Raw genomic sequence first — 23,780 nt, 5'->3', positions numbered from 1 at the left:
CTGTAACGCTTCCCATGGTGGGAAGGTCAAGCGGCATCAGTAGTACATCCGCGATAGGCAGCCACTTCCGTAATAAGCAGCGGTTATTGTTCTGCTTCCCGCTCCAGCAAGGCGCACTTGCGTGCGATACCCCAACGGTAGCCTGACAGACTGCCATCGAGGCGCACCACCCGATGGCAAGGAATGGCGACCGCCAGCGGGTTCGCGGCACAAGCACCGGCAACCGCCCGCACCGCATCCGGCGCGCCGATGCGCCTGGCAATCTCAGTGTACGTCGCGGTGGCGCCAGCCGGAATCGTGCGCAGCGCTTCCCAGACGCGCTGCTGAAAAGCCGTTCCGCGTATATCCAGCGGCAAGTCAAGGCCAATGCCCGGTGCTTCGACAAAGCCCACCACGGTCGCCACTACTTTTTCGTAGTTCGCATCGCCGCCAATAAACTCCGCGCGCGGAAAACGGTCTTGCAAATCGCGCAGCAATTCTTCCGGATCGTCACCCAGCAGGATGGCGCAAATGCCTCTCGGACTCTGGGCGACTAGAATCGCGCCGAGCGAACACTGTCCGATCGCAAAGCGGATTGCCGTTCCGATTCCGCCGGCACGATAGGCGCTTGGCGTCATACCGAGTACGGCATCCGACTTTTCATAAAAGCGGCTGCTGGCATTGAAGCCGGCCTGATAAACAGCGGCGGTAACGGATTCGCTCTGTGTCAGCGCATCATGTACGCGGCGCGTACGATGGGCCTGTGCATACTGTCGTGGCGTCAGGCCGGTGATTTGTTTGAAAAGGCGATGGAAATGATAGTGGCTTAATCCCGCAAGTTGCGCCAGCTCGGCAAGGGTAGGCAAGTGTACGGATTGTTCAATCATGCGGCAGGCTTCGGTGACTTTGGCGGCGTGAAGTGCGGCCAACGACATCTGATCCGGCTTGCAGCGCCGGCATGGGCGAAAACCCGCCGCTTCGGCAGCATCGCAGCTATCGAAAAAACTGACATGCTCAAGGCGCGCCAGCCGTGATGCGCAAGATGGGCGGCAATACACGCCAGTCGTCTTAACAGCGTAAAAGAAGCTGCCGTCAGCCGAGGCATCCCGCGCTGCCACGGCGGCCCAGCGCGGATCGTCGAGCGTCGTTGCCGCATTTATCGCGGGTTTTTCAGTGGCATTCACCGGTGGCTCCTTCATGTGAGAATCCAATAGCGCGAGTGTAACAAGGGACGAGAAGGGACACACTCCGAAGCTTGCTTTTAAATCCCCTTGATTAGGGGCGGCGACACATCCGGCAAGAACGGCATCCTGCTGAAAAATTTGGCGACGCGTGATCTCGGATTGCTATAATCGTTGTTTAAATGAAAACAGCTTGGTGTAGTCTGGTGAAGTTGTCGTGATGGGCTCCATTTGCCGGCACTTAACTGCCGCATTCACCGATGAAGAGGTCGCCGCCGCTACATGACAACAAGATACCAAGGCACCAGGCTGTTTACAACATCAGCAACTATTCATAATCAGCGAATGAAATACTTCACCGTTTTGCTTTACCTGGTCGCTCTCGCGACGCCAATTTCAAGTGCTGCCAACGAGCGTTTTTTTCTGAAGCTGCCGGTAAAGACAGATCCATCTGCGCCAATTACAGCTAAAGTCAGAAGCGAATGTGCGCTTGAAATGCTGATGGAAAATTATGCGATGTCCAGCCTGAATAAGGATGGCTTTACTGTGGAATCCATTCCCTCACTGGAGCAAGCCGGCACCAATAAAGTCATTGAACTTACTATTCTTTCGGCATATGGTTTTGGCGGCGGCGGATGGAGTGGTCCGAAATCAATGAGTGTGAGGGCAGAAGTAAAAAAAGAAGGCGCCGTTCTGAACTCCACCGTGCTAACGCGCTCATCCCGAGGTGGCGTCTTCGGTGGCATGGTGGGCACATGTGCAATTCTTGATCGCGTGGCCAGTGTCCTGGGGAAGGACTTGGCACTCTGGTTGAAGCGCGGTTCGCCCGCGCAATCAAGAGAGCCCGGTTCTGCCTCGGTTGAGGAGCCAGAATCTTCGAGCGCCGAATGACCGTAGCGTTTTGGCAGGCATGCCGGCACGAATCGGCTAGCGATTTCAGCGATTACACATGCGCAAGCTTGAATTAACCATCCCTCCACCAATCGTGACACTGGCATGCGGAGCGCTGATGTATGCCATTTCCCAGATGCTGCCTGCATGGCGCTGGGATTGGCCGGGCAGTACAGCGATAGGCGTAGCCGTTGTGCTGATTGGCATCGTGCTCGATTTTACTGGCGTGCTGGCGTTTTATCGTGCCCGCACGACCATCAACCCGCTCAAGCCCTCTGGCACGTCGTCGATCGTGCAGGGCGGCGCGTACCGCTTTACCCGCAATCCCATGTACCTGGGATTGCTGCTGGTATTGACGGGGTATGGCCTTTACCTTTCGCATCCTCTTGCGTTTGTAGTGTTGCCCGTATTCGTCGCCTACCTGACCCGCTTTCAAATCATTCCGGAAGAGCGCATCTTGCGTGAGAAGTTTGGCCAGGCCTACGTGGATTACGCCTCTCGCGTACGGCGCTGGATTTAATTCACAACTGGAGCCACATGGACCGACGCAAATTTATCGCCGGATCTGCCTTCGCTGCAGCGGCAACTGCCGTGCCAGTTCATGCTTCGAAAAAAGCGGCGCGTGGCCCGGCATTGCTGACAGTGACCGGCGCCATTAGCCGTAGCAATCGTGGCCCGCTCGACCCGGCACTGGACCAGATGATGGCCAAGCAGAAAATCAAGTTCGACAAGGCTTATGCATTCGACTTTGCTGTATTGTCAGCGCTGCCGTCGGTAACGATCCGGCCGACCCTGGAGTACGATGCCAAGGCGCATGCGCTAAGCGGGCCATTGTTGGCTGATGTACTCGCGGCGGCAGGTGCACGACTTGCGGATTCATCCAGGCTGCTGCTGCGCGCCGTGGATGGCTATGCCGTCTATCTATCGATTGCCGACATGCGCAAGTATGGCTTCATCGTGGCGACCCATTTGGATGGGCAACCCATGCCGCTGGGCGGCCTTGGCCCATTGTGGGCTCTATATGACGCCGACCGCTTCGCCGAGTTGGCTGCGATGCCGCTCAACCAGCGCTTTGGACAATGCCCCTGGGCCTTGTATCACATCGAAGTGCAGGCAGCGTAATCAGGAATTTGCTGGCAGGCCTGCGTCACGCCCCCCTTTCACCTTTCCGGCGAGACGGAATCAATTAAGCCAAGGGCGTTTTACGCCGCCGCGTCATCGACCAGGGTTTCCGTCGGCTTCATAATGCCGAGTCTTTGCAAGCGGCGCTTGAATGCGTGGCGGGAAATACCCAGGCGCTCGGCTGCCTGCCCCTTGTGTCCGCCGGCTTCGCGCAAGGCGTTCAGCATCAATTCGCGTTCGGTGCTGGCCAAGGCATCTTCGATGTTCGGGCTGCCCGGAAGCTGCACCGACACCGGCTTGATGAGTTGCATATCGTCGTGACTGACCAACTCTCTCGGCAATGCCGAAACATCGACTTTGCCGCCGGGGTAGAGGATGGTGAAACGCTCGATCAGGTTCTTCAGTTCCCTGACATTGCCCGGCCAGCGGTAGGCAAGCAAGGCTTGTTTTGCTTCGTCGGAAAAGGTAATGGGCCTGGTGCGCTCTTCCCGCGCGAATTCACGGGAAAAATGTTCGATGAGCGCGAGCACATCGTCATCACGTTCGCGCAGCGGCGGAATATTCAGTTGAATGACGTTCAGGCGGAAGTAGAGGTCTTCGCGAAAGCTGGCTTCCACAACCGCCGCGGCAAGATCGCGATTGGTCGCCGCCACCACGCGCACGTCGGCAGTCTGGGTCCGACCGCTGCCGATCGGGCGGTACTGGCCATTTTCCAGGAAGTGCAGCAGCTTGGCTTGCAATGGCAAGGGCAGTTCGCCGATTTCATCAAGGAACAGCGTGCCCTTGTCTGCCAGCGCCACCAGGCCGACGCGGCGCTGGTGCGCGCCGGTGTAAGCGCCTTTTTCAGCGCCGAATAGTTCCGCTTCGATCAATTGCTCCGGCAGCGAGGCGCAGTTGATTTCGATGAAGGGAGCACTCGCGCGCGGGCTCGCGGAATGGATGGCGCGCGCCACCAGTGCCTTGCCGGTTCCGGATTCGCCCAGTACGAGAATGCGCATCGCATTGCTGGTGGCGACACGTTCAACCGTTCCCACCAGCTCGCGGATGGCGCCGCTATTGCCAAGCAAGCCTGATTCCCGCAGCGTTTCGCCGCGATGGAATGCCAGTTCATCGGCCATTTGCCTGCGCTCCAGCGTGGCGCGGATGGTCATCGACAAGTCATCCAGGTCGAATGGCTTGGTGATGTAATCGGCAGCGCCCAGCTTGACGGCCTTGACCGCGGAGCGAGTGTCGCCATGCGCGGAAATCATGATGATCTGCGCCGCCGTTTGCTGCGCCTTGAGCGCCTCCAGCACATCCAGGCCCGACATGTCGGGCAGCTTGAGGTCGAGCAGGATCAGGTCGGGCTGGACGCGGGCCGCGGCGCTCAAGCCATCGGCGGCGGTGCCGGCGCCATGCACCGTATGGCCTTCGTCTTCCAGCGCGAAGGTAAGCGAGCGCACCAGGTTGGATTCGTCGTCAATGATCAGTATGCTGGCCATCTTGGTTTTCATTCAGTGGAAAATAGACGCTCACCGAGGTGCCGCTGCCCGGTTTGCTTTGGATATCGAGCCGGCCGCCATTCATTTCGGTCAGCTGGCGTGAAATGCTCAAGCCCAGTCCCATGCCCTTGGTCTTGGTGCTGTAAAACGGATCGGTCACGCGCGGCAGCAAGCCGGCGGGAATGCCATGGCCGGTGTCGCTGACTTCGAGCGCCGCCATGTCATTGACACGCGAAGCGCGCAATACAACGGCGCCGCCCTGGTCGCATGCCTGGATGGCATTAATCACCAGGTTCATCAGGACTTGGACGACATGATCGAAGTCGGCGCGTAGCACCAGGTCGCTGTCGCCCTGCGCCGATAGCGAGACGCCGCGCGCCTGGCCTTGCGGCCCGAGCAGCAGGGTAATGCGGCGAAATACTTCGCGCACCGCCACATCGCTCACCTGTGCTGGACGTGGCCGGCCGAAATCCAGCAACTGGCTGACCACGCGGGCCAGGCGGTCGATTTCGCTTTCCATATCGTCCAGCAGTTGCAGGCGGCGCGGATCCTTTTCACGACGCGCCAATGCCTGCACGCTGGTTTTGACCGCCGCCAGCGGGTTGCGCACCTCGTGCGCGATGAGCGTGGCGAATTCGCCCAGCACGGCCATCTTTTCCATCTTCACGATGCGCGCAAGGTGCATCTCCAGGTTGGCCGCCATGGCATCGAAGGCGCGCGAGACAGTGGCGATCTCGTCTTGCCCGCTGTCGGCGATACGGTATTCCAGCCGCCCTGTGGAAATGGCTTGCGCGCCGGTCAGCAATTCCCTGACGCGCTGGCGCAGGCTGATCGACATCCGGTAAAACAGCAGGACGATCAGGATCGCCCCGACCACCACGGCGATGAACAGGGCACGGCGCATGCGGTCGAACGGCGCCGCCAGCGCCGAGGCATCGACTTGCAGCATCGGTTGCCATCCTGGCACGATTTCCGGCCCGGGAACCAGTTTGCCGGCAGGCTTGACCGGCAAGCCGACGCTGTTGAAGTAACCGGCCGGCGTCTTCAGGATCGGCTTCAAGGTGCCGCCGGCGGTGTCGTTGCCCATCAATTCCGTCAGCGAGGCCAGGCGCACATGCAGGGCGACATGGCCGGACGAATGGCCGCCCGCCTGCGGTTCGCGCAGCGGGTGGCGCAATAGCAGCCAGCCCGCCTCGCCATCCTGGGGGGGCGCCGGCCCGATCAAATCGGTTTCCCCAACCTGCATGCGCGGCAGGCCCGTGATCTGAAACTTGGTGTCGCTCCAATAGGGCGGGCCGGATGCCGCCTGGCCCGGAATCACTTGCTGCAGTTTTTCATCGCTGGAAAAGAACAGGATGCCGAATAAATCCGGCAAATCGGATTCGACCTGCAGCAGCGCGCCGACCTGTTGCGACGCGGCGCCCGACTGCGTGGCGGCGAACTGATTAATGCCGGGGAAGTTGGCCAGTGTCTCGATCTGATAGCGGCGCGCGTCGAGAAAGGCGGACAGGCGGCTGGAAGTGGCCGTGAGCTGCACCGCCAGTTTGTCGTTGATGACAGTCTGGAAAGCTGATTCGGCAAAGCGGTCATACAGCAGGCCGACCCAGATGACCGGCACTGCCGAAGCCAGCAGCGACCAGATCAGGTAACGACGGATGATACTTTTTTTAATGGCCATCAGGCTTGTGGCTACCACGGCGATGTGCGAGCAGGAATGCGGACTTCTTTGAAGGCAGGCAAGGAGTGTGCCTTGCTGAAGCTATAGGTCAGATCGTTGAAACTTTGGCAGGCTGGAATAGGCAGATAAGAAGAAAGAGATTACGAGCCGAAATTCTGAGCGATTTCCGCTCATGCCGTCAATCAAAATGAGCGCTCATCGCTCGCTCATGCGCTCATGGTTTGGTCGCTTTATCTATTTTTGATGTCAATTTGGATAGTGCATGCAGGATTTTCATGTCATTCAGACTATTTTTCCATTTTGCACAGCCCTGGCACGCCGCTTGCGAATACAGCGGCGGGCAAATGGGCAGCGATGCGTCATGCTTTATCCGAATAATGACAAGATCAAAGCTGAAATGCTTATTTGCCAAGGAGATTACTCATGCTCAGATCAACCCGTGCCATTCGTCGCTTCGATAGCCTGATCCGCAATTGCGCGGTTCTGCTGATCGTTGCCGCCGGCGTGCTGGCCGCGCCGGAAGAAGCGCATGCGCGCATCGAACTCGGCGCCACTGCGCAAGAAGCGGAAGCGACCGTCGGTTGCATGTTTCCGCTGACCGGGCGTGCCGGACTGTATGGTCGTGACAGTATCGGCGGCATCAAGCTGGCATTGGCTGACTTGCAAGCGCAGTCGGGCCATAAGCCGGCGCCGAAACTCCGGGTCATCATCGAGGATGACCGCTCCAAAGCCTCGTTCGCCCAGCGCATCGCGACCGACTATGTCGAACGCGACAAGGTGCGTTTCCTGTGCGGCGTGATCAGTTCCGGCGTGGCGCAGGCAGTCAACCGCATGGCGCGGGAACGTGGCGTGCTGTTCATCGGCACCGACCATGCTTCGTCGCGCCTGACGATCGAAGAATTCAACCGCTATTACTTCCGGCTTTCCAACGATACCTTCACCTCGATGGCGGCAGGGGCGCGCTATCTGGCCGACCTGCAGAAAAAGAATAAATGGAAGCGCCTGGTTTACCTCGGCCCGGACTATGACTACGGCCATGTTTCATGGCGTGACCTTAAGAGCAACCTGGACCGCCTCGGCGTGCGTTATCAGGTCGCCGGCGAGTACTGGCCCAGGCTGTACGAGCCGGATTACTCCGCCTATATTGAAGAGCTGGCCAACACGAAAGCCGATATCGCCGTGATCGGCTTGTGGGGCGGCGATTTCGTCAGCTTTCTCAAGCAGGCGATTTCCAGCGGCTTGAATACCAAGATGCTGATCGCTAATTTTGATACCGGCGGCAGCTACGATGTGCTGGAGTCGCTCGGCCGGCATGCGCCCAGCGGCCTCATCCTCTCCTCGCGTCACCATAACAACTGGCCCGACACGGCGCGCAACCGTAAATTCGTTGCCGACTTCCACAAGCTCGAAGGCCGTTATCCGACCTATACGGCGGAAGGCGCCTACAGCGGCATCATGGCGATCGGCCACGCGCTGGCCAAGGCTGGCAAGCATGCCAGCACCGACAAGTTGATCTCCACATTCGAAAACCTGCGCCTGAGCTTGCCGGAAGATCCGGATGGTTTCAGTTCGTATATCGATCCTCTGACACACCAGGTCATGCAGGCGCAAGCGATCGGTGAAGTGGTGCCGAGCGGCGCCTTCCCGCCGGCGCAAGTCATGCTGTCCAACTGGACCGTTTATCCGGCCGAGGCATTGCGTCCGCCGGCCGAACTGATTCAAGAACGCCGGGCTCGCGCCCGGCAAGCATCACCCGTAGTTCAACCACCAAGAAAAGAGGAGTAGTTCATGAGCGTTCAGCGCCCATCCGTACGCAAGGCCGGTCTGGCCGTCGCCGCATTGTCCGTCGCCATTTCGACCGCATTCGCGCCGGCAGCCCACGCAGCTGAAAACGGCAAGTTCCGTATCGGTATCGTCACGTTCCTGTCGGGCAGCGCCGCTGGCCCGTTCGGCGTGCCGGCCGCCAATGCTGCCAAGATGACCATCGAAGCCTTGAACGCTGGCAAACTGCCGGCCCCTTACAACAAGAAGGGTATCAACGGCATGGAAATCGAAACCGTCATCATCGATGAAAACGGTGGCGCCACCAAGCAAGTCGAAGAATTCCGTAACCTGGTGCAGCGTCAGAAAGTCGACGCCGTGATCGGTTACATCTCGTCCGGCGACTGCCTGGCGATCGCTCCGGTTGCTGAAGAACTGAAGATGCCGACCGTGTTCTTCGATTGCGGCACCTCGCGTCTGTTCGAAACCGTCAAGTCGCCGAAGTACTCCTTCCGCGCCGGCCTTGACGCCGTGGTCGACAATGTCGCGCTGGCTCGCTACATCACCGAAACCCGTCCGAACATCAAGACCGTCGCCAGCATCCAGCAAAACTATTCCTTCGGTCAGGATTCCTGGAACGACTTCATCCTGACGATGAAGGCACTCAAGCCTGAAATCAAGGTCGTCTCCGAGCAGTGGCCGAAAGTGATGCAAGGCCAGTACGGCGCTGAAATATCCGCGCTGTCCGTCGCCAAAGCCGACCTGATCCACTCCAGCTTCTGGGGCGGCGACATGGAAGCCTTCATGCTGCAAGGTTCCGCACGCGGCCTGTTCGACAAGAGCCCGGTTGCCTTGACCTGCGGCGACACCGGCGTGGAAGACTTCAAGGACAAGATCCCCAACGGCATGATCATCGGCGCGCGCGGCCCGTACGGCCAGTTCGCTCCGAAGAATGCGCTGAACGACTGGTTCCGCCCGAACTTCACAACGCAGTTCAAGGAATTGCCATCCTATCCGGCCTACAAGATGACGCAAGCCATCCTGGCTGTGAAGGCTGCCGCCGAGAAGACTGCCAAGGCAAACGCCATGCCGACTTCGGATAACGTGATCCAGGGTCTGAAGGGCCTGACCTTCGAAGCGCCGAGCGGCACCGTGAAGATGTCCGCCGCCGGCGGCCACCAGGCTGTCCAGGGCGTGTCGTACGGTGAATACCTGTACGACAAGAAGGCCAAGAAGGGCACCATCACCAACGTCAAGACCTATGCCGCTGAATGCCTGATGCCGCCTGACGGCACCACCGCCGCAGACTGGATCAAGGCTGGCATGCCTGGCGCCAAGTGCAAGTAATGCAGCACCCTAGCCGCTAGTTTTTTGGCGGCGCTAGCGCGCCCGCCGGTTCATCCGCCCAACGCGGATTCCGGCGGGCGCGCCCGCTTATCTACGGACTACTATGAATACCCTATTCGCAATCCTCATAGACGGGATGATCTATGCATCCTGGCTGTTTCTCGTCGCCGCGGGCCTGACCGTCATCTACGGCGTGATGCGCATCCTGAACATGGCGCACGGCAGCTTCTATGCCATCGGCGCCTACAGCGCCGCCTCGCTGGTGGGCTGGTACTTCAATGGCGACGGCGATTCGTCACCTTACTGGAGCTATGCGCTGCTGCTCGGCTGCGCGCTCGTTGCCGGCCTGGTGGTCGGCGTGGTCCTGGAGCAGGGCTTGTTGCGCTTCATGCGCGGCCGCGATGAAACCCTGATGGTCATCGTCACCTATGCCTTGCTGCTCATTCTCGAAGATGTCACCAAACTGCTGTGGGGTGTCGATCCGTATTTCGCCTATCAGCCATACCGCCTGCTCGGACAGAGTGAGATCGGCGATGCGCTGAGCTTCGCCAACTATGATCTGTCGCTGGTGGTCGTGTCGATCATCGTCGGTCTGATCGCCTGGTATGCGCTCAATCGCACCAACAAGGGCCGCCTGTTGCGCGCCGTGATCCACGATCGCGAAGTCGCCATGGCCATGGGCGTCAATGTCAACGTCATGTTCGCCGTCACCTTCGTCATCGGCTCGATCCTGGGCGCGCTGGCTGGCGCATTGACCGCGCCGGCGATTTCGGTCACGCCGGGTATCGGCATCGAAGTCATCGTGCTGGCTTTTGCGGTGGTCGTGGTCGGCGGCCTGGGCAGCATCGGCGGCGCCGCGGTCGGCGCCTTGCTGGTCGGCCTGACCCGCTCGTTCGCCGTCCATCTCGCGCCGGAAATCGAGCTGTTCGTGATCTACGGCGTCATGTTCCTGGTTCTGGCGGTGCGTCCGCAAGGCCTGTTCGGACAGATTCTTGCAAGGAAAATCTAACATCATGCGTACTGAACTTTCATTATTGGCCGCAGCCGTCGTTATCGCGGTCGGCGGCTTTGTGGCGCCGGACTGGCTGAGCTTTTTGCTCACGCTGGCCTTTGCCAAGGCATTGGTGGTGCTGGGCGTCGTGGTGCAGATGCGCATGGGCCTGGTCACCTTCGGCCAGGCGCTGTTTTACGCTCTCGGCGGCTACGCAGCCGGCATGGCGATGCAACACCTCGGCGTGCGCGATGCCTTTGTCTTGCTGGGAATCGGCGTGGTAGTCTCGGCAGGCTTTGCCGCCATCTGCGGCTTGCTGCTGGCGCGTTACCGCGACATCTTCTTCGCCATGCTGACCATGGCGCTGTCGATGGTGCTGTTCGGCGTGCTGGTCAAGTCGTCGGCGCTCGGTTCGACCGATGGCTTCAACGTTTCGCTGCCAACCTACCTCGGCTGGGAGCCGTCGCCGGAATCCGCCAAGGGCGTGATCTTCCTGCTGACCGTGGCAGTCAGCGCGGTGGCGGCAATCGCCTTCCATCGTCTGCTGAAATCGGGCCTGGGCCTGATCGCCGAAGCGGTCCGCGAAAACGAAGTGCGTGTTGAATATCTCGGCATTTCGCCGCGCAGCGCCATCTACGCCAACTACATCTTCGCCGCAGGTATTTCCGCGCTGGGCGGCGGTTTGACGGCATTGGCGACCGGTCACATCGACCCGGACATGGCAGTGTGGACGACTTCCGGCGAATTCGTGTTCATCGCGATCCTCGGCGGCACCGGCCATGTCGCGGCGCCGTTCGTCGCCGCCATCGTGTTTGCCGCCGTGCGCACCTTCGCCATCCAGGAATCCCCGCATACCTGGCAATTGACGCTGGGCGCCGTGCTGCTGATCCTGATCATCTTCCTGCCAAAAGGCTTGTGGAGCCTGGTCAGCAAGCGCCGCAAGCAAACCACGGAAACTCCCGTTAGCAATACTGCCAAGGTGAACGCATGAGTGCCATTCTCGAAACCATCGACCTGCAGCGCACCTTCGGCGCCGTGGTCGCCGCGCGCAACATCAATGTGCGCATCAACAAGGGCGAAGTGGTCGGCGTGATCGGCTCCAACGGCGCCGGCAAGACCACTTTCATCAACATGGTGACCGGCTACCTGCCGCCTTCGGACGGCAAGATCCTGTTCGAAGGCCAGCCCATCGTCGGCCGCGCCTCGCGCGAAATCACCCGCATGGGCATGGCCCGCTCGTTCCAGGTGGCGCAGCTGTTTCCGCAGCTGACCGTGCTGGACAATGTGCTGGTGGCGCTGGTGTCGGCGGAAAGCCCGCGCCCGTCTTTCATGAAGGCTTACGATACGCCGGCACGCCGCAAGCGCGCGCTGGAAATTCTCGACGAGTTCGGCGTCGCCCATCTGGCCCATTCGCTGGTCAGCGCCATTCCACAAGGCGCGCGCAAGCTGATCGATATCGCCATGGCGCTGGTCAGCAATCCGCGTATGCTATTGCTGGACGAGCCGACTTCCGGCGTCAGCGTCGAGGAAAAATTCCCGCTGATGGATACCGTGATGGCGGCGGTGAAGCATCACGGCACCACCGTGCTTTTCGTCGAGCACGACATGGATATCGTCGCCCGTTACGTCTCGCGCATCCTGGCATTCTACAGCGGCGAAATCATCGCCGACGGCGTGCCGGCGGCTGTGCTGGGCAATGAAAAGGTGCAGGAGCTGGTGATCGGTCACCACATCGCTCCCTCTGAAATCCTGGAAGGAAAAAAAGCATGAGCCAGTCCCTGCTCTCGATTCAAGACCTGAACGTCGCCATCGACCGCATTCCTATTCTGCGCAATGTCAACATGGAAGTGCCCAAGGGTGCGATGGTTGGTTTGATCGGCCGTAACGGCGCCGGCAAGACCACGCTGATTCGTTCTATCATGGGACTGATGCCGGTCGACGCAAAAAAGCTTGAAGTCAATGGCGAGAACCTCGTCAATGTCGCCTCGCATGGTCGTGCCACGCGCGGCATCAGCTATCTGCCGGAAGACCGTCGCCTGATTCCGTCGCTGACCGTGGAGGAAAACGTGCTGCTGCCATCCTGGGCCAACGGCATCAAGGATTCTGCCGAACGCCTGCAATGGATCTATAGCCTGATGCCCGAGGTTAAGGAGTTCCGCGACCGCCGCGCCCTGCAATTGTCGGGCGGCCAGCAGAAGCTGGTGGCGCTGGCGCGTGCGCTGATGCCGGGCCGCACCTTGCTGCTGCTGGACGAACCGTTCGAAGGCGTGGCGCCGGTGTTGTCGCGCCGCCTGACGGAAGTGATCGCCACCTTGCGCAGCACCGGCATGTCGATTATTTTGTCCGAGTCCGACGATACTCATTCCGCCGACCTGGTGGACCGCGTGTTCCGCATTGAACGCGGCGTGGTCACCGCCGGCTAAGCCAAGAGGAGTAATACCATGTCTCAGTTTGTTTTTGAAACCGCGCCGAAAATCTTTTGTGAACAGGGCGCCGCCAACCGCATCGGCGAACTGGCCAAGCAGTTGGGCGTCACCAACATGTTCTTCGTCACGGACAAGTTCCTGCACGACTCCGGCATGCTGAAAGGCGCGCTGGAAAGCCTGCAAGCCGCCGGCATCAAGGCCACCGTGTTTTCCGACGTCCAGGCCGATCCGCCGGAAGCCAGCGTGCTGGCAGCCGTGGAGCTGGCGCGTAACGCCGGCGTCGATGGCGTGGTCGGCTTCGGCGGCGGCAGCTCGATGGACACCGCCAAGCTGGTCGCCTTGCTGGTGAAGTCGCCGCAACCGCTGCCCGAAATCTATGGCGTCAACCTGGCCAAGGGTCCGCGCCTGCCGCTGATCCAGGTGCCGACCACCGCCGGCACCGGTTCGGAAGTCACGGCGATCTCGATCCTGACTACGCCGACCAATGAGAAGAAGGGCGTCGTGTCGTCCTATCTGTACCCGGACGTGGCGCTGCTCGACAGCCTGTTGACGCTGGGCCTGCCGCCGCACATCACCGCCATGACCGGCGTGGATGCGATGGTGCACGCCATCGAGTCGTACACCAGCCGTCACAAGAAGAACCCGCTGTCGGATTCTCTGGCGGTGCGCGCGCTGACCCTGTTGTTCAACAATATCCGCACCGTGATCAAGGACGGCAAGAATGCCGATGCGCGTGAAGCGATGCTGCTGGGTTCGCTGTTTGCCGGCATGGCCTTCGCCAATTCCCCGGTGGCGGCCGTGCACGCGCTGGCTTACCCGCTTGGCGGCCACTATCACCTGCCGCATGGCTTGACCAATGCGCTGGTGCTGGTGCCCGTGCTGAAGTTCAACCGGGAAGCCGCGGCGCCGGCGTATGCCGAACTGGCCCGCGCCATCCTGCCAGGGCAAAATTTCGCCAACGACCTGGAAGCGACCGATGCCTTCATCGAAGCGATCAGCGCCATGGTGGCCGACATGCCGTTCAAGCAGGATCTGAAGGGCAACGGCGTGCCGGAAAGCGACCTGGAAATGCTGGCGAAAGATGCCATGAACGTGCAGCGCCTGCTGGTCAATAACCCGCGCGAAGTCACCTACGACGATGCGCTGGCCATTTACCGTTCGGTCTATTAATAACCTGAGGATCAGCAAAATCATGCAACTCAAGGATTCCAGCCTGTTGAAACAACAGGCCTATATCGACGGCAGCTGGGTCGATGCCGACGAAGGCGGCAAGAATGCCATCCGCAATCCCGCCAACGGTGAAGTCATCGCCCATGTGCCCGACATGGGCGCGGCGGAAACCAAGCGTGCCATCGCCGCTGCCGACGCGGCATTGCCGGCCTGGCGTGCCAAGACCGCCAAGGAGCGCGCCGTCATCCTGCGCAAGTGGTTCGAACTGCTCATGGCCAACCAGGAAGACCTGGCGCGCATCATGACGATCGAGCAGGGCAAGCCGCTGGCGGAAGCGCGCGGCGAAGTTGCCTATGGCGCTTCCTTCATCGAATGGTTTGGTGAAGAAGGCAAGCGCACCTATGGCGACGTGATCCCGTCGCCTGCCGGCGACAAGCGCATCATCGCGGTCAAGCAGCCGGTCGGCGTGTGCGCGGCCATCACTCCTTGGAACTTCCCGATCGCGATGATCACTCGCAAGGCCGCGCCTGCCCTAGCTGCCGGTTGCACCATGGTGGTCAAGCCGGCCGAAGCCACGCCGCTGTCGGCACTGGCCGTAGCCGAGCTCGGTGCCCGCGCCGGTATTCCCGCGGGCGTGCTGAACATCGTCACCACCGCCCGTCCGGCTGCTGTCGGCGGCGAACTGACCGCCAACCCGACCGTGCGCAAGCTGAGCTTCACCGGTTCGACCCCGGTCGGCAAGCGCCTGATGGCGCAGTGCGCCGATACCGTCAAGCGCGTGTCGCTGGAGCTGGGCGGCAATGCGCCGTTCATCGTCTTCAACGATGCCGATATCGATGCAGCAGTGAAGGGCGCGATCGCCTCGAAATACCGCAACGCCGGTCAGACTTGCGTCTGCGTCAACCGCTTCATCGTGCAGGACGGCGTGTATGACGAGTTCGCCGAAAAGCTGGCAATAGCGGTCGCCGAAATGACAGTGGGCGATGGCCTCGAAAACGGCACGGTGATCGGCCCGCTGATCAACCAGGCGGCAGTGACCAAGGTCGACGGTCTGGTTGCCGACGCCGTTGGCAAGGGCGCCAAGGCCGTGATCGGCGGTGCGCAGCATGCGCTTGGCGGCAATTTCTATGCGCCGACCGTGCTGACCGGTGTGACGTCGGAGATGGCAGTCGCCCAGGAAGAAATCTTCGGCCCGGTCGCGCCGCTGTTCCGCTTCAAGACCGACGAGGAAGCCGTGGCATTGGCAAACAATACCCGTTATGGCCTGGCTGCCTATTTCTATTCGCGCGATATCGGCCGCGTCTGGCGCGTAGCGGAACAGCTCGAATACGGCATGGTCGGCATCAACGAAGGCTTGATTTCCAATGAGGTCGCGCCGTTTGGCGGCGTCAAGGAATCGGGTATCGGCCGCGAAGGTTCGCACTACGGTATCGACGAATACCTGTCGATCAAATACATGTGCATGGGCGGTATCTAAGCCTGCGTTAGCAAGACAATAGCAAGCGTCTTTGATGAAACCCCGGTCCGGCCCTTGCGGCTGGCCCGGGGTTTTATTTCGGCGATTCCACGCCAGCGAATGAAGGGGGCGCGCAGTCGTGTCTGGCGGCATAAGGCTTATAATGGTGGACGTTGTTGCCGACCCCATGACAAATCATCCAATAGCCGATTGACAAGAATGAGCCGATTCTGGAGCCCTGTCGTACAGGGATTGACGCCTTACGTGCCGGGCGAGCAGCCCAAGCTGCAAAACCTGGTCAAGCTGAATACCAATGAAAACCCGTACGGGCCATCGCCGGCTGTGCTGACTGCGGTGCGCGACGCCGTCGGCGACAGCCTGCGCCTGTACCCGGATCCAAATGCCGATGCATTGAAAGATACGCTGGCCGAATACCACGGCGTGGCGCGCAATGAAATCTTCGTCGGCAATGGTTCCGACGAAGTCCTGGCGTTCGTGTTCCAGGCCTTGCTCCAGCATGAGGCGCCGGTGCTGTTTCCGGATGTGACGTATAGCTTTTATCCCGTCTATTGCGGCTTGTATGGCGTCGATTTCGTCAAGGTGCCGCTCTCGGCTACGATGGAAATCCGGCCCGAAGATTATCGCCAGCCATGCGGCGGCATTATCTTCCCCAATCCGAACGCGCCTACCGGCATCGGCATGCCGGCCGCGACCGTGGAACAACTGCTGATCGATCATCCCGATGCCGTGGTGGTGGTGGATGAAGCCTATATCGACTTTGGCGGCGAATCGGCGATTCCGCTCACCAAGCGCTATCCGAACCTGCTGGTGGTGCAAACGCTGTCGAAATCGCGCTCGCTGGCTGGCTTGCGGGTCGGCTTTGCCATCGGCCATCCGGATCTGATCGAAGCGCTCGACCGCGTCAAGAACAGTTTCAATTCCTATCCGCTGGACCGCCTGGCGCAAGTCGGCGCGATTGCGGCTTTCCGGGATGAGGCTTATTTTCAGCAAACCCGCCAGGCCATCATGGCCAGCCGCGACAAGCTGGCGGCGCAATTGGGTGAATTGGGATTCGAAGTCTTGCCATCGCAGGCGAATTTCATCTTTGCCCGTCATCTGCAGCAGGATGCGTTGAAACTCGCGCAAGGCTTGCGCGAGCGCGCTGTCATCGTGCGTCATTTCAAGCAGCCGCGTATCGACCAGTACCTGCGCATCACGGTCGGCACCGATGCCGAATGCGCCACGCTGGTGACGGCGCTGCGTGAAATTTTGGCGGCGGCGCCGGCCGCCTGATAAGCCGCGTCGTAATGAATTAGAGTCGATACCATGCCAGCATCCGAACTTGCTCCACCGTTTACTCCTCCCTCGCAGCTCGCCGACGCATTGCGAACGCAGGGGTATGCGGTGTTAAGTCCTGAATCGCTGGCGGCCTTAGCCCATACTTCGCCGGACGAACTGCAGGCGATGCGGGCGGACTGGGATAACTTGCCGCCTGACCGTTTTCTGAAGGATAACGGGCGCTACCGGCGCCGGCGGCATTCCAGTTTCATCGTGCAAGAGGATGAAGTCAAACAGGTGCCGCACCGCGGGCATTGGCAACCGGTCGAGTACAACGCCCTGCATGGCGGCATGCTGCGCATGTTTGAACCGATGGAGCCTGCTACCGTGGCCTTGCCGGTCTGGCCCAGGCTGTTGTCGGCCCTGGGCAGTCTTTTTTCTTCAATCAAAGGCGCGCAACCCTGGTACGTCGAGTCGCATCAATTCCGTATCGATACCACCGATGGTATCGGCCGGCCCACCCCGGAAGGGGCGCACCGCGATGGCGTCGATTTCGTGGCGATCCTGTTTGTCGGCCGTGCCAATATCAAAGGTGGCGAGAGCCGGGTATTCGATGCTGCCGGCCCTTTCGGCCAGCGCTTTACCTTGAGCGAACCCTGGACGTTACTGCTGCTGGATGACGAACGTGTCGTGCACGAGACGACGCCGGTGCAGCCAACCGGCGATGCGCCGGGCTACCGCGATACCCTGGTGCTGACTTTCCGCGCCAAGGGCTTCCAGGAAAAAGCCTAGTCAGTTTTTCAGGATAAGTATCGCGCCGCCCGCCAGCATCAGCGCGCCGACAATGCGCCACAGGTTGATGCTGTGCTGGGCAAAGCCGACGGCGCCGTAATGGTCCAGCGCTAGCGACGTCACCAGTTGTGCGGCAACCGTGATCCCCACTAGGTTGGCGGCACCCAGTTTCGGGGCGGCGATAATCGACACCGCCACATAGAAGGCGCCGAACAAACCACCCAGCCAGCTCCACGAAGGCAAGGCAGCCAACGTGCCGGCAGCGGGCACCGGGCTGCGCATCACCAGCGCATACACGAACAGGGCGATGGAACCCACCAGGAAGGAAATCAGCGCCGCCAGAATCGGCGTACCGATGCCGGCGCGCAGGGTATTGTTGACGCCGACCTGAACCGGCAGGCAAGCGCCCGCGACAAGCGCGAGCAAGGCATACAGATACGTCATTGATTGTCTCCGGAATTGAAACTTACACTTGAATTTCTGCCGATGGTTCCACATCGCCCTCGGCAATGCAGGCTGCGGCGGTAAACAAGACATCGGTGGAGGAATTGAGGGCGGTTTCAACCGAATCCTGCACCACGCCGATAATAAAGCCCACTCCCACGACCTGTATCGACAATTCGCCCGATATGCCGAACAGGCTGCACGCCAGCGGTATCAGCAAGAGCGATCCTCCAGCCACGCCTGACACGCCGGCGGCCGCAACGGAGGCGACCACGCTTAATAGCAAGGCCGTCGGAATATCCACTGGGATGCCCAGTGTATGGACTGCAGCGAGGGTCAGTACGGTAATCGTGATCGCCGCGCCTGCCATGTTAACGGTGGCGCCCAGCGGAATGGAAATCGAGTAAGTATCTTCATGCAAGCCAAGACGCTCGGCCAAGCGCATGTTGACAGGAATATTGGCAGCGGAACTGCGTGTGAAAAATGCAGTAATGGCACTCTCGCGCAGGCAGGTCAATACCAAAGGATAGGGATTGCGGCGAATCTTCCAGTAAACGATGAGCGGGTTGAGTACCAGCGCCACCAGCAGCATGCATCCCACCAGCACCATCAGTAAATGCAGGTAACCTTGCAGTGCGCCGAAACCTGAACTTACCAGCGTCGAGCCCACCAGCCCGAAAATGCCCAGGGGAGCAAAGCGGATCAGGGTGGCGACGACATTGGAAACGGCGTTGGCAAATTCCTCCAGCATGACCTTGGTGTGCGTATTTACATGTCGCATGGCATAGCCGATCGCGATAGCCCAGGCAAGAATGCCGATGTAATTGGCATTGCCGATTGCATTGACAGGGTTATCGACGGCACTCAGCGCCAGCCCTTGCAACACTTCAATGATATTTTGCGGGGGCGAGACATCCTGGCTAGTCGCTGTCAGCACCAGCTCGGAGGGAAACATGAAACTTGCCACCACGGCGACAAGCGCGGCAGCCAGCGTGCCGAGCGCATACAGCAGCAAGATAGGCCGGACATGTGTTTGCTGCCCCGGCTTGTGACTGGCGATTGACGCCAGGACTAATACAAACACCAAAATCGGCGCGGCGGATTTCAAAGCCTGTACAAATACCTTGCCGAAAAAATTGGCCACCGGAGCCGCGTCGGGAGCAAGCAAGGCCATCAATATCCCGGCAAGCAAGCCAATCATGATTTGCGCAACCAGGCTGGTGTCGCGGATCTTGCGCAGGAGGGAATTCATTGTGGCTGGCATGGTAAGAAAATATGAATGAGTGAATTCTGAGAGGTGAACAATGCAAGCGCCTGTCAATGTGCGGCTTTGGCGCGTCGCGTCTCCTTGTCGAAAGGATGAAGAGCGTACGACCGGATCGCTATGCAGGCAGCATGCTACCTCAATTCCCTGCGCCTCTGCATTTCCTCTTGTCAGCGAACTGCTGCGGCATACGCGATGGCATAAACGAGAATATCATAGCGATAACGGCAAGCCATGCCTTGCCGTCTCAATGAAATGTAGATATCCGAATGATGATGCGCAATTGACATGCCACTTCATTATCCAAGCGAGGAGCCTCCACCATGGCAATGAATACAACATTTGCGGCCATCGAGCCGACACGCGAAGAAGTCGATGGACTTGCGGGCCCGACGCTGGTTGAATTCGGCGCCCCTTGGTGCGGTTTCTGCCAGGCGGCGCAAGGGCCGTTGGCCGCGGCGATGGCGCAGCACCCGCAAGTCCGTCATATCAAGATCGAAGATGGCAAGGGCCGCAGGCTGGGCCGCTCCTATGCCGTCAAGTTATGGCCGACGCTGATTTTTCTTGATGGCGGCCGAGAAGTCGCGCGCCTGGTTCGTCCTGACGATGCCGACTCCATTCGCCAGGCGCTGTCGCAGATAGATAAGCCTGCTTAACATTGTCAGGAACGTCGTGGCTGGCGCAATGGATCGAGCAAGTGCCGCAAGTTATTGTGATCGAGTTCATACATCAGCGCGAGCAAAGCGCCGATCTGCCCCGGCGGAAAACCTTCTCTTGCAAACCAGCCTAAATAATGTCCGGGCAAATCCGCCAGCAAGCGGCCTTTGTATTTCCCGAATGGCATAGTCCAGCTGACCAGGTGTTGTAGATCCTCTTGCTGCATGGTGAAGTCGGTATAGGTCTGGGTAGTTAAGACTGGCTACATGACAGTGATGGTTTCGCGGCGACGATGGCGTAGCGTCCCTTGTCTCGTCCATCGGTCGGCAAATTCATGAATTCGGCAAGCAGTATCTCCAGGCCGAGTGTCGTGATCATTTGCTCGACTGTATGAGGTGGGAATGAATCATAGAAAAACTCGCGGCCAAACATACAATCAATAAACGGCGGATGGTCTGATCCGCCAACCGTTAACATCAGCCTGCCGCCCGGAACAAGGCTTGTCGCCATGCGCTGCAAAATACTTTCATGATAGCCGCGTTCGATATGAAACAAGGCATCCCAGCAAATGATGCCGCCGTATTGGCCGGTAAAAGGATAATCTTCCAGCTTCGCAAGTGACCAGGCGCATGTCGGAAATCTTTTCCTGGCTACTGCAAGCAACTCTGACGACTGGTCGATTCCTTCCAGTTTATATCCGCGTGAAATGACATATTCCGCCATCGGTCTTCCTGTGCCGCAGCCGGCGTCAAGAATGAGGAAAGTCTCGGGAAGGTCTGCCAAGAACGTATCGAGATATTCGCGCTCTCTGCCGAAGAATGCAGTCCTTGCGGCATCCCATTGAGTAGCAATACTGTTGTATGAATCCTGATTCATGCGGTCGACGCCTCTATCATTGTCGCTTTGATATGTGTGCGACTTAATACACGGGTTGAGGAATATTTTAATTTGCTAATACAGCGTGCATGCCAATTGTATTGGCGCTGCATTGCATGAATTGATTCAAAAAGTCCGCATCACAGTACTCAAGCTCAGTATGAGTGCTGTTATTTGTATGAATTTATATTGCATTTATGAGTCAAAGCAAATCCACAAATTACTGACGCCAATAGAATGAGTTGGCTACACATTCATATTAACTGTATTCCAGGAGGCGCAATGTCAAACATCAGTACTGCTAAATCTTCCCTGAGCGCGGAGCTTGCGCACGTGCAATCCGGGCTCGCTTATTATCAGGCGCGTGTCGAAGCGCTGACTGCGGCGATCGATCAGCTGGATGCGATCGGTGATGAAGACGATGCCGATCTGGACCTGGAAGAAGTCACCCAACAGAAAAAATCCCGTCGTGGCCGCAAACCCGGAAAAGCGGCCGCTAGCCGCGCCAGTGCCGCTACCAGCGCCGGCGCTGCCAAAAAGACTGGCAAGCGCGCAGGCCGCAAAGGCCGCGGCGAGACCCGCATGCCGTCGACCGGTGGCGATTTCTTCCCGAACTTGATTACCGAACAAAGGCAATCCATGACGGATTTGCTGAACGCCGCCGCTTCACAACTGCCATTCAAGCCAACGGCGGAAGAAAATCGTCAGTTGCGCTCGCGCCTGGTTGCGGCTGTCAACCAGATGCTCAAGGCAGGCAAGGTGCAGGATGAAGGCAAGGGCAGGGCACGCGTTTACTTCCGCGCTTAATTGATCGTGCATTGAAGCCACATGAAACAAGCGGCGCCTCAATATGACTGTTGAGGCGCCGCTATTTTTTGCTCAGGAATTCTGCTTCAGGTGCTAAACGTATACGTCATGGATGAGCCTGCCTTACCGACAAGCGCCGGTCCGGCGTGGTGCGGCGTTCGCGACGAGTCGATTTGCTGAGCGCACGCAAGCGGAATGCCGCCGCGATCAACAGGATTCCAGTAATAAATGCATAGGCACTGACCAGGCCGATGATCGCCACGATGCCGCTGACAGGATAAAGAAACACGAGGATGCCAAAGACGACGGCAGCCATGCCGCTCAAGACCAGCAGCCATTCGCCGCGAATTTCACGGCGCAAGCGAATGGCCGCGACAATGTCGAGGATGCCGGTCACCAAGGCATTGGCGCCGATTAGCATGGTCAATACCACGGCGGTGATGGCGGGATGGATGATGGCGATGGCGCCTGCGCCGATGCCGACCAGGCCAATAATCAGGAAAAGCCACCAGTGATCATCGTGCGTATGATTCTTGATGGCGCCCGCCACGGAAACTACGCCGCTGAATATGGCAAAGCCGGCAAACAGCGACACAAGCACCAGCAAGGTTAATTGAGGCCAGTACAAGGTAACGGCGCCAAACAGAATCGCAATGACGCCACGCAGGGCAGCCACCCACCAGGATCGCAATAGTGTGTCATTCATTTGCCTATTTCCTTATCGCGAGAATTGCACTTGAAATTTGATAGTGTCGGACTGTCAAAGCAATGCGCCCTGTCTGTCGTCAAGAAAGACGAAATTTCAGGAGCAGTAAGAGTGGTAGCGGATCGTTTTAATGAAGGGCAGAAATAAAACAAGGGGCAGCTGCCAGGCAAGTCCCTTGTGTATTCTGGAAAACTTCTTAGCCGTAATTCGCTCTGTTGTGGATAAGGCGAGCGCGCAATCTGTTGCGCTCAGATTCGAGTTCGTTAATGCGGTTAATCAGCGTCATGGCCAGGGTGATGCCGCGCCGGTCCAATTCGAAATCGTCGCGCAAGCGGCGCGCGAGTCTTGCGACGGAAATGTAATGTAATTGGAATGACTGGGGGCGCGAAGTTTTATCAATCGGCGTAATGACGCCGTTTTCCACCAAGTCATCGAGTTCGTCTGCTGCCAGGCCTGAATATTCCAGCAGGTGCTGGGCTGAACAGAAACCTTCGTCGTTCAGCCATAGCCAATCTGCAACGTTGACCATCATCATCCTCCGCCGTCGAAGTGCCTACGAGGGTTGAAGCTGGAAGCGGCTGCGAGTGCTTCATACAATTCCTGCTCGCGTTTCCCAGCCTGTTTAGGCACTTCGATACGTACAACGGCAAAGAAATCCCCATTGCCCGAGGAAGATGGCAAGCCGCGGCCGGGGATGCGCAAGCGCTGGCCGGCAGTGGTGCCGGGCTTGATGTTGAGTTCTATCTTGCCGCCGGGCGTAGGGATCTCTACCTTGGCGCCGAGGACCGCTTCCCATGGCGCCAACGGCAAGTCGAGATAAAGGTCGCGTCCGCTGACGCGGTACCAGGGATGCTGGGCAATTCCCAGCACGATATACAGATCGCCGGGTTTGCCGCCATGTCGCCCCGGGCCGCCTTTGCCGGCAAGACGCAGGCGCTGCCCTTCGGTTGCGCCCTTGGGAATCTTGACGCGAAAAGTGCGAGGGACGCGATGGGGCAAACCGTGTGCGTCATATTCGGGTATGTCCACGGAAATTTCCGTTTCGCCACCGCTATAAATGGCTTCAACGGGAACGGCGACGGCGACTTCAAAGTCTTGCCCCGGAAAAGGCGAGGCGCTGCGACCACGCCCAGGGCTGCTACGTCCGCCGGAATGGAATGCGCCAAAGAAGTCCGACATGTCGACGTCATCGAATGCAGAAGCGCCGGCGCCGTAGTACTGTTGCCATTGCGGCGGCGGGGAAAAGTCCGTGCCGGCCGGGCGCTTGCCGAGTTGATCGTATTCCTGGCGCTTTTCCGGGTCTTTCAGCGTAGCGTAGGCTTCAGCGACTTCCTTGAATCGCTGTTCCGCCTCGGGCTCTTTGGAAACGTCGGGATGATACTTATGCGCAAGCTTGCGATATGCCTTTTTGATATCGTCCGTAGAAGCGTTGCGGTCGACGCCCAATGCCTGGTAATAGTCTTTGTATTTCAT

25 protein-coding genes are annotated in these 23,780 nt (G+C 59.1%); 15 read left to right on the top strand and 10 right to left on the bottom strand.

The annotated features are described in order from the left end of the window. Positions 1-83: 83 nt before the first annotated feature. Positions 84-1,178 (bottom strand): bifunctional DNA-binding transcriptional regulator/O6-methylguanine-DNA methyltransferase Ada, encoded by a 1,095-nt coding sequence (ada, locus tag EDC30_RS10520; RefSeq protein ID WP_132258777.1) that lies wholly within the window; start codon positions 1,176-1,178, stop codon positions 84-86. Positions 1,179-1,505: 327 nt separating this feature from the next. On the opposite strand from ada, the gene EDC30_RS10515 reads away from it, so the two are divergent. Genes EDC30_RS10515 through EDC30_RS10505 form a run of 3 tightly spaced genes read left to right on the top strand, consistent with a single transcriptional unit; the run spans position 1,506 to position 3,173 of the window. Continuing rightward, on the top strand, positions 1,506-2,051 hold the full coding sequence (locus EDC30_RS10515; RefSeq protein ID WP_132258776.1) for a hypothetical protein: 546 nt from the start codon (positions 1,506-1,508) through the stop codon (positions 2,049-2,051). Between the two features lie 58 nt (positions 2,052-2,109). Then, positions 2,110-2,571: a methyltransferase family protein gene (locus EDC30_RS10510; protein ID WP_132258775.1), complete on the top strand. Its 462-nt coding sequence runs from the start codon at positions 2,110-2,112 to the stop codon at positions 2,569-2,571. 17 nt (positions 2,572-2,588) lie between these two features. Continuing rightward, the gene (locus EDC30_RS10505) at positions 2,589-3,173 is read left to right on the top strand and encodes a putative pterin-binding protein (protein WP_132258774.1); all 585 of its coding nucleotides are present in this window, start codon (positions 2,589-2,591) and stop codon (positions 3,171-3,173) included. Between the two features lie 80 nt (positions 3,174-3,253). On the opposite strand, the gene EDC30_RS10500 is transcribed toward EDC30_RS10505, so the two are convergent. Beyond that, complete coding sequence (locus tag EDC30_RS10500; RefSeq protein WP_132258773.1) at positions 3,254-4,654, bottom strand: sigma-54-dependent transcriptional regulator; 1,401 nt, start codon at positions 4,652-4,654, stop codon at positions 3,254-3,256. Continuing rightward, positions 4,632-6,332 (bottom strand): sensor histidine kinase, encoded by a 1,701-nt coding sequence (locus EDC30_RS10495; RefSeq protein ID WP_132258772.1) that lies wholly within the window; start codon positions 6,330-6,332, stop codon positions 4,632-4,634. Before EDC30_RS10495 ends, EDC30_RS10500 begins: the two co-directional genes overlap by 23 nt. A 423-nt stretch (positions 6,333-6,755) precedes the next feature. On the opposite strand from EDC30_RS10495, the gene EDC30_RS10490 reads away from it, so the two are divergent. The 10 genes from EDC30_RS10490 (at position 6,756) to EDC30_RS10445 (ending at position 17,553) form a co-directional block, all read left to right on the top strand. Next, positions 6,756-8,117 carry an ABC transporter substrate-binding protein gene (locus EDC30_RS10490; protein WP_132258771.1) on the top strand — a complete coding sequence of 454 codons (1,362 nt, stop codon included), beginning with the start codon at positions 6,756-6,758 and terminating at the stop codon, positions 8,115-8,117. 3 nt (positions 8,118-8,120) lie between these two features. Then, complete coding sequence (locus tag EDC30_RS10485) at positions 8,121-9,440, top strand: ABC transporter substrate-binding protein (RefSeq protein ID WP_132258770.1); 1,320 nt, start codon at positions 8,121-8,123, stop codon at positions 9,438-9,440. 103 nt (positions 9,441-9,543) lie between these two features. Next, the gene (locus EDC30_RS10480) at positions 9,544-10,449 is read left to right on the top strand and encodes a branched-chain amino acid ABC transporter permease (RefSeq protein WP_132258769.1); all 906 of its coding nucleotides are present in this window, start codon (positions 9,544-9,546) and stop codon (positions 10,447-10,449) included. A gap of 4 nt (positions 10,450-10,453) precedes the next feature. Beyond that, entirely contained in the window at positions 10,454-11,422 is a 969-nt protein-coding gene (locus EDC30_RS10475; RefSeq protein ID WP_132258768.1) for a branched-chain amino acid ABC transporter permease, read from the top strand. Then, a complete protein-coding gene (locus EDC30_RS10470; protein ID WP_132258767.1) occupies positions 11,419-12,201 on the top strand; it encodes an ABC transporter ATP-binding protein in 783 nt (260 codons plus the stop codon). Before EDC30_RS10475 ends, EDC30_RS10470 begins: the two co-directional genes overlap by 4 nt. Further along, on the top strand, positions 12,198-12,854 hold the full coding sequence (locus EDC30_RS10465; protein ID WP_132258766.1) for an ATP-binding cassette domain-containing protein: 657 nt from the start codon (positions 12,198-12,200) through the stop codon (positions 12,852-12,854). Before EDC30_RS10470 ends, EDC30_RS10465 begins: the two co-directional genes overlap by 4 nt. 18 nt (positions 12,855-12,872) lie before the next feature. Then, entirely contained in the window at positions 12,873-14,027 is a 1,155-nt protein-coding gene (locus EDC30_RS10460) for an iron-containing alcohol dehydrogenase (protein ID WP_132258765.1), read from the top strand. Between the two features lie 22 nt (positions 14,028-14,049). Beyond that, positions 14,050-15,504: an NAD-dependent succinate-semialdehyde dehydrogenase gene (locus EDC30_RS10455; protein ID WP_132258764.1), complete on the top strand. Its 1,455-nt coding sequence runs from the start codon at positions 14,050-14,052 to the stop codon at positions 15,502-15,504. A 198-nt stretch (positions 15,505-15,702) separates the two neighbouring features. Continuing rightward, positions 15,703-16,776 carry a histidinol-phosphate transaminase gene (gene hisC / locus EDC30_RS10450; protein ID WP_132258763.1) on the top strand — a complete coding sequence of 358 codons (1,074 nt, stop codon included), beginning with the start codon at positions 15,703-15,705 and terminating at the stop codon, positions 16,774-16,776. Positions 16,777-16,809: 33 nt separating this feature from the next. Further along, the gene (locus EDC30_RS10445) at positions 16,810-17,553 is read left to right on the top strand and encodes a 2OG-Fe dioxygenase family protein (RefSeq protein ID WP_132258762.1); all 744 of its coding nucleotides are present in this window, start codon (positions 16,810-16,812) and stop codon (positions 17,551-17,553) included. Here the strand turns inward: EDC30_RS10445 and EDC30_RS10440 are convergent, their stop codons facing one another. Then, the gene (locus tag EDC30_RS10440; RefSeq protein WP_132258761.1) at positions 17,554-17,997 is read right to left on the bottom strand and encodes a DMT family transporter; all 444 of its coding nucleotides are present in this window, start codon (positions 17,995-17,997) and stop codon (positions 17,554-17,556) included. Between the two features lie 22 nt (positions 17,998-18,019). Further along, on the bottom strand, positions 18,020-19,249 hold the full coding sequence (sstT, locus tag EDC30_RS10435; protein ID WP_243656722.1) for a serine/threonine transporter SstT: 1,230 nt from the start codon (positions 19,247-19,249) through the stop codon (positions 18,020-18,022). A gap of 335 nt (positions 19,250-19,584) precedes the next feature. Here sstT and EDC30_RS10430 point away from each other — a divergent pair, with 335 nt between their 5' ends. After that, the gene (locus tag EDC30_RS10430; RefSeq protein ID WP_132258759.1) at positions 19,585-19,917 is read left to right on the top strand and encodes a thioredoxin family protein; all 333 of its coding nucleotides are present in this window, start codon (positions 19,585-19,587) and stop codon (positions 19,915-19,917) included. A 5-nt stretch (positions 19,918-19,922) separates the two neighbouring features. Here the strand turns inward: EDC30_RS10430 and EDC30_RS10425 are convergent, their stop codons facing one another. Together EDC30_RS10425 and EDC30_RS10420 are read right to left on the bottom strand one after the other, a co-directional pair. Continuing rightward, complete coding sequence (locus EDC30_RS10425; protein WP_132258758.1) at positions 19,923-20,144, bottom strand: DUF3820 family protein; 222 nt, start codon at positions 20,142-20,144, stop codon at positions 19,923-19,925. 26 nt (positions 20,145-20,170) lie between these two features. Next, entirely contained in the window at positions 20,171-20,794 is a 624-nt protein-coding gene (locus EDC30_RS10420) for a class I SAM-dependent methyltransferase (protein WP_132258757.1), read from the bottom strand. A 282-nt stretch (positions 20,795-21,076) separates the two neighbouring features. On the opposite strand from EDC30_RS10420, the gene EDC30_RS10415 reads away from it, so the two are divergent. Then, positions 21,077-21,601 (top strand): hypothetical protein, encoded by a 525-nt coding sequence (locus EDC30_RS10415; RefSeq protein ID WP_132258756.1) that lies wholly within the window; start codon positions 21,077-21,079, stop codon positions 21,599-21,601. 106 nt (positions 21,602-21,707) lie between these two features. Here the strand turns inward: EDC30_RS10415 and EDC30_RS10410 are convergent, their stop codons facing one another. From EDC30_RS10410 to EDC30_RS10400, 3 genes are all read right to left on the bottom strand, one after another. Then, complete coding sequence (locus EDC30_RS10410) at positions 21,708-22,307, bottom strand: HdeD family acid-resistance protein (protein WP_132258755.1); 600 nt, start codon at positions 22,305-22,307, stop codon at positions 21,708-21,710. A gap of 196 nt (positions 22,308-22,503) precedes the next feature. After that, positions 22,504-22,842, bottom strand: a complete 339-nt coding sequence (locus EDC30_RS10405) for a chaperone modulator CbpM (protein ID WP_243656721.1) — start codon at positions 22,840-22,842, stop codon at positions 22,504-22,506. Beyond that, entirely contained in the window at positions 22,839-23,780 is a 942-nt protein-coding gene (locus tag EDC30_RS10400) for a DnaJ C-terminal domain-containing protein (protein ID WP_132258753.1), read from the bottom strand. The genes EDC30_RS10405 and EDC30_RS10400 overlap by 4 nt, the downstream gene beginning before the upstream one ends.

Source organism: Paucimonas lemoignei, from assembly GCF_004342585.1.
Lineage (GTDB): Bacteria > Pseudomonadota > Gammaproteobacteria > Burkholderiales > Burkholderiaceae_D > Paucimonas > Paucimonas lemoignei.
Note: the sequence above shows the minus strand (reverse complement) of the source record. Positions and strands in the feature narration are given on the sequence as shown.

Excerpts from the sequence above, each read along its gene's own strand:
- ada (WP_132258777.1), bottom strand. The coding sequence starts at position 1,178 with ATGAAGGAGCCACCGGTGAATGCCACTGAAAAACCCGCGATAAATGCG.
- EDC30_RS10515 (WP_132258776.1), top strand. The coding sequence starts at position 1,506 with ATGAAATACTTCACCGTTTTGCTTTACCTGGTCGCTCTCGCGACGCCA.
- EDC30_RS10510 (WP_132258775.1), top strand. The coding sequence starts at position 2,110 with ATGCGCAAGCTTGAATTAACCATCCCTCCACCAATCGTGACACTGGCA.
- EDC30_RS10505 (WP_132258774.1), top strand. The coding sequence starts at position 2,589 with ATGGACCGACGCAAATTTATCGCCGGATCTGCCTTCGCTGCAGCGGCA.
- EDC30_RS10500 (WP_132258773.1), bottom strand. The coding sequence starts at position 4,654 with ATGGCCAGCATACTGATCATTGACGACGAATCCAACCTGGTGCGCTCG.
- EDC30_RS10495 (WP_132258772.1), bottom strand. The coding sequence starts at position 6,332 with ATGGCCATTAAAAAAAGTATCATCCGTCGTTACCTGATCTGGTCGCTG.
- EDC30_RS10490 (WP_132258771.1), top strand. The coding sequence starts at position 6,756 with ATGCTCAGATCAACCCGTGCCATTCGTCGCTTCGATAGCCTGATCCGC.
- EDC30_RS10485 (WP_132258770.1), top strand. The coding sequence starts at position 8,121 with ATGAGCGTTCAGCGCCCATCCGTACGCAAGGCCGGTCTGGCCGTCGCC.
- EDC30_RS10480 (WP_132258769.1), top strand. The coding sequence starts at position 9,544 with ATGAATACCCTATTCGCAATCCTCATAGACGGGATGATCTATGCATCC.
- EDC30_RS10475 (WP_132258768.1), top strand. The coding sequence starts at position 10,454 with ATGCGTACTGAACTTTCATTATTGGCCGCAGCCGTCGTTATCGCGGTC.
- EDC30_RS10470 (WP_132258767.1), top strand. The coding sequence starts at position 11,419 with ATGAGTGCCATTCTCGAAACCATCGACCTGCAGCGCACCTTCGGCGCC.
- EDC30_RS10465 (WP_132258766.1), top strand. The coding sequence starts at position 12,198 with ATGAGCCAGTCCCTGCTCTCGATTCAAGACCTGAACGTCGCCATCGAC.
- EDC30_RS10460 (WP_132258765.1), top strand. The coding sequence starts at position 12,873 with ATGTCTCAGTTTGTTTTTGAAACCGCGCCGAAAATCTTTTGTGAACAG.
- EDC30_RS10455 (WP_132258764.1), top strand. The coding sequence starts at position 14,050 with ATGCAACTCAAGGATTCCAGCCTGTTGAAACAACAGGCCTATATCGAC.
- hisC (WP_132258763.1), top strand. The coding sequence starts at position 15,703 with ATGAGCCGATTCTGGAGCCCTGTCGTACAGGGATTGACGCCTTACGTG.
- EDC30_RS10445 (WP_132258762.1), top strand. The coding sequence starts at position 16,810 with ATGCCAGCATCCGAACTTGCTCCACCGTTTACTCCTCCCTCGCAGCTC.
- EDC30_RS10440 (WP_132258761.1), bottom strand. The coding sequence starts at position 17,997 with ATGACGTATCTGTATGCCTTGCTCGCGCTTGTCGCGGGCGCTTGCCTG.
- sstT (WP_243656722.1), bottom strand. The coding sequence starts at position 19,249 with ATGAATTCCCTCCTGCGCAAGATCCGCGACACCAGCCTGGTTGCGCAA.
- EDC30_RS10430 (WP_132258759.1), top strand. The coding sequence starts at position 19,585 with ATGGCAATGAATACAACATTTGCGGCCATCGAGCCGACACGCGAAGAA.
- EDC30_RS10425 (WP_132258758.1), bottom strand. The coding sequence starts at position 20,144 with ATGCAGCAAGAGGATCTACAACACCTGGTCAGCTGGACTATGCCATTC.
- EDC30_RS10420 (WP_132258757.1), bottom strand. The coding sequence starts at position 20,794 with ATGAATCAGGATTCATACAACAGTATTGCTACTCAATGGGATGCCGCA.
- EDC30_RS10415 (WP_132258756.1), top strand. The coding sequence starts at position 21,077 with ATGTCAAACATCAGTACTGCTAAATCTTCCCTGAGCGCGGAGCTTGCG.
- EDC30_RS10410 (WP_132258755.1), bottom strand. The coding sequence starts at position 22,307 with ATGAATGACACACTATTGCGATCCTGGTGGGTGGCTGCCCTGCGTGGC.
- EDC30_RS10405 (WP_243656721.1), bottom strand. The coding sequence starts at position 22,842 with ATGATGATGGTCAACGTTGCAGATTGGCTATGGCTGAACGACGAAGGT.
- EDC30_RS10400 (WP_132258753.1), bottom strand. The coding sequence starts at position 23,780 with ATGAAATACAAAGACTATTACCAGGCATTGGGCGTCGACCGCAACGCT.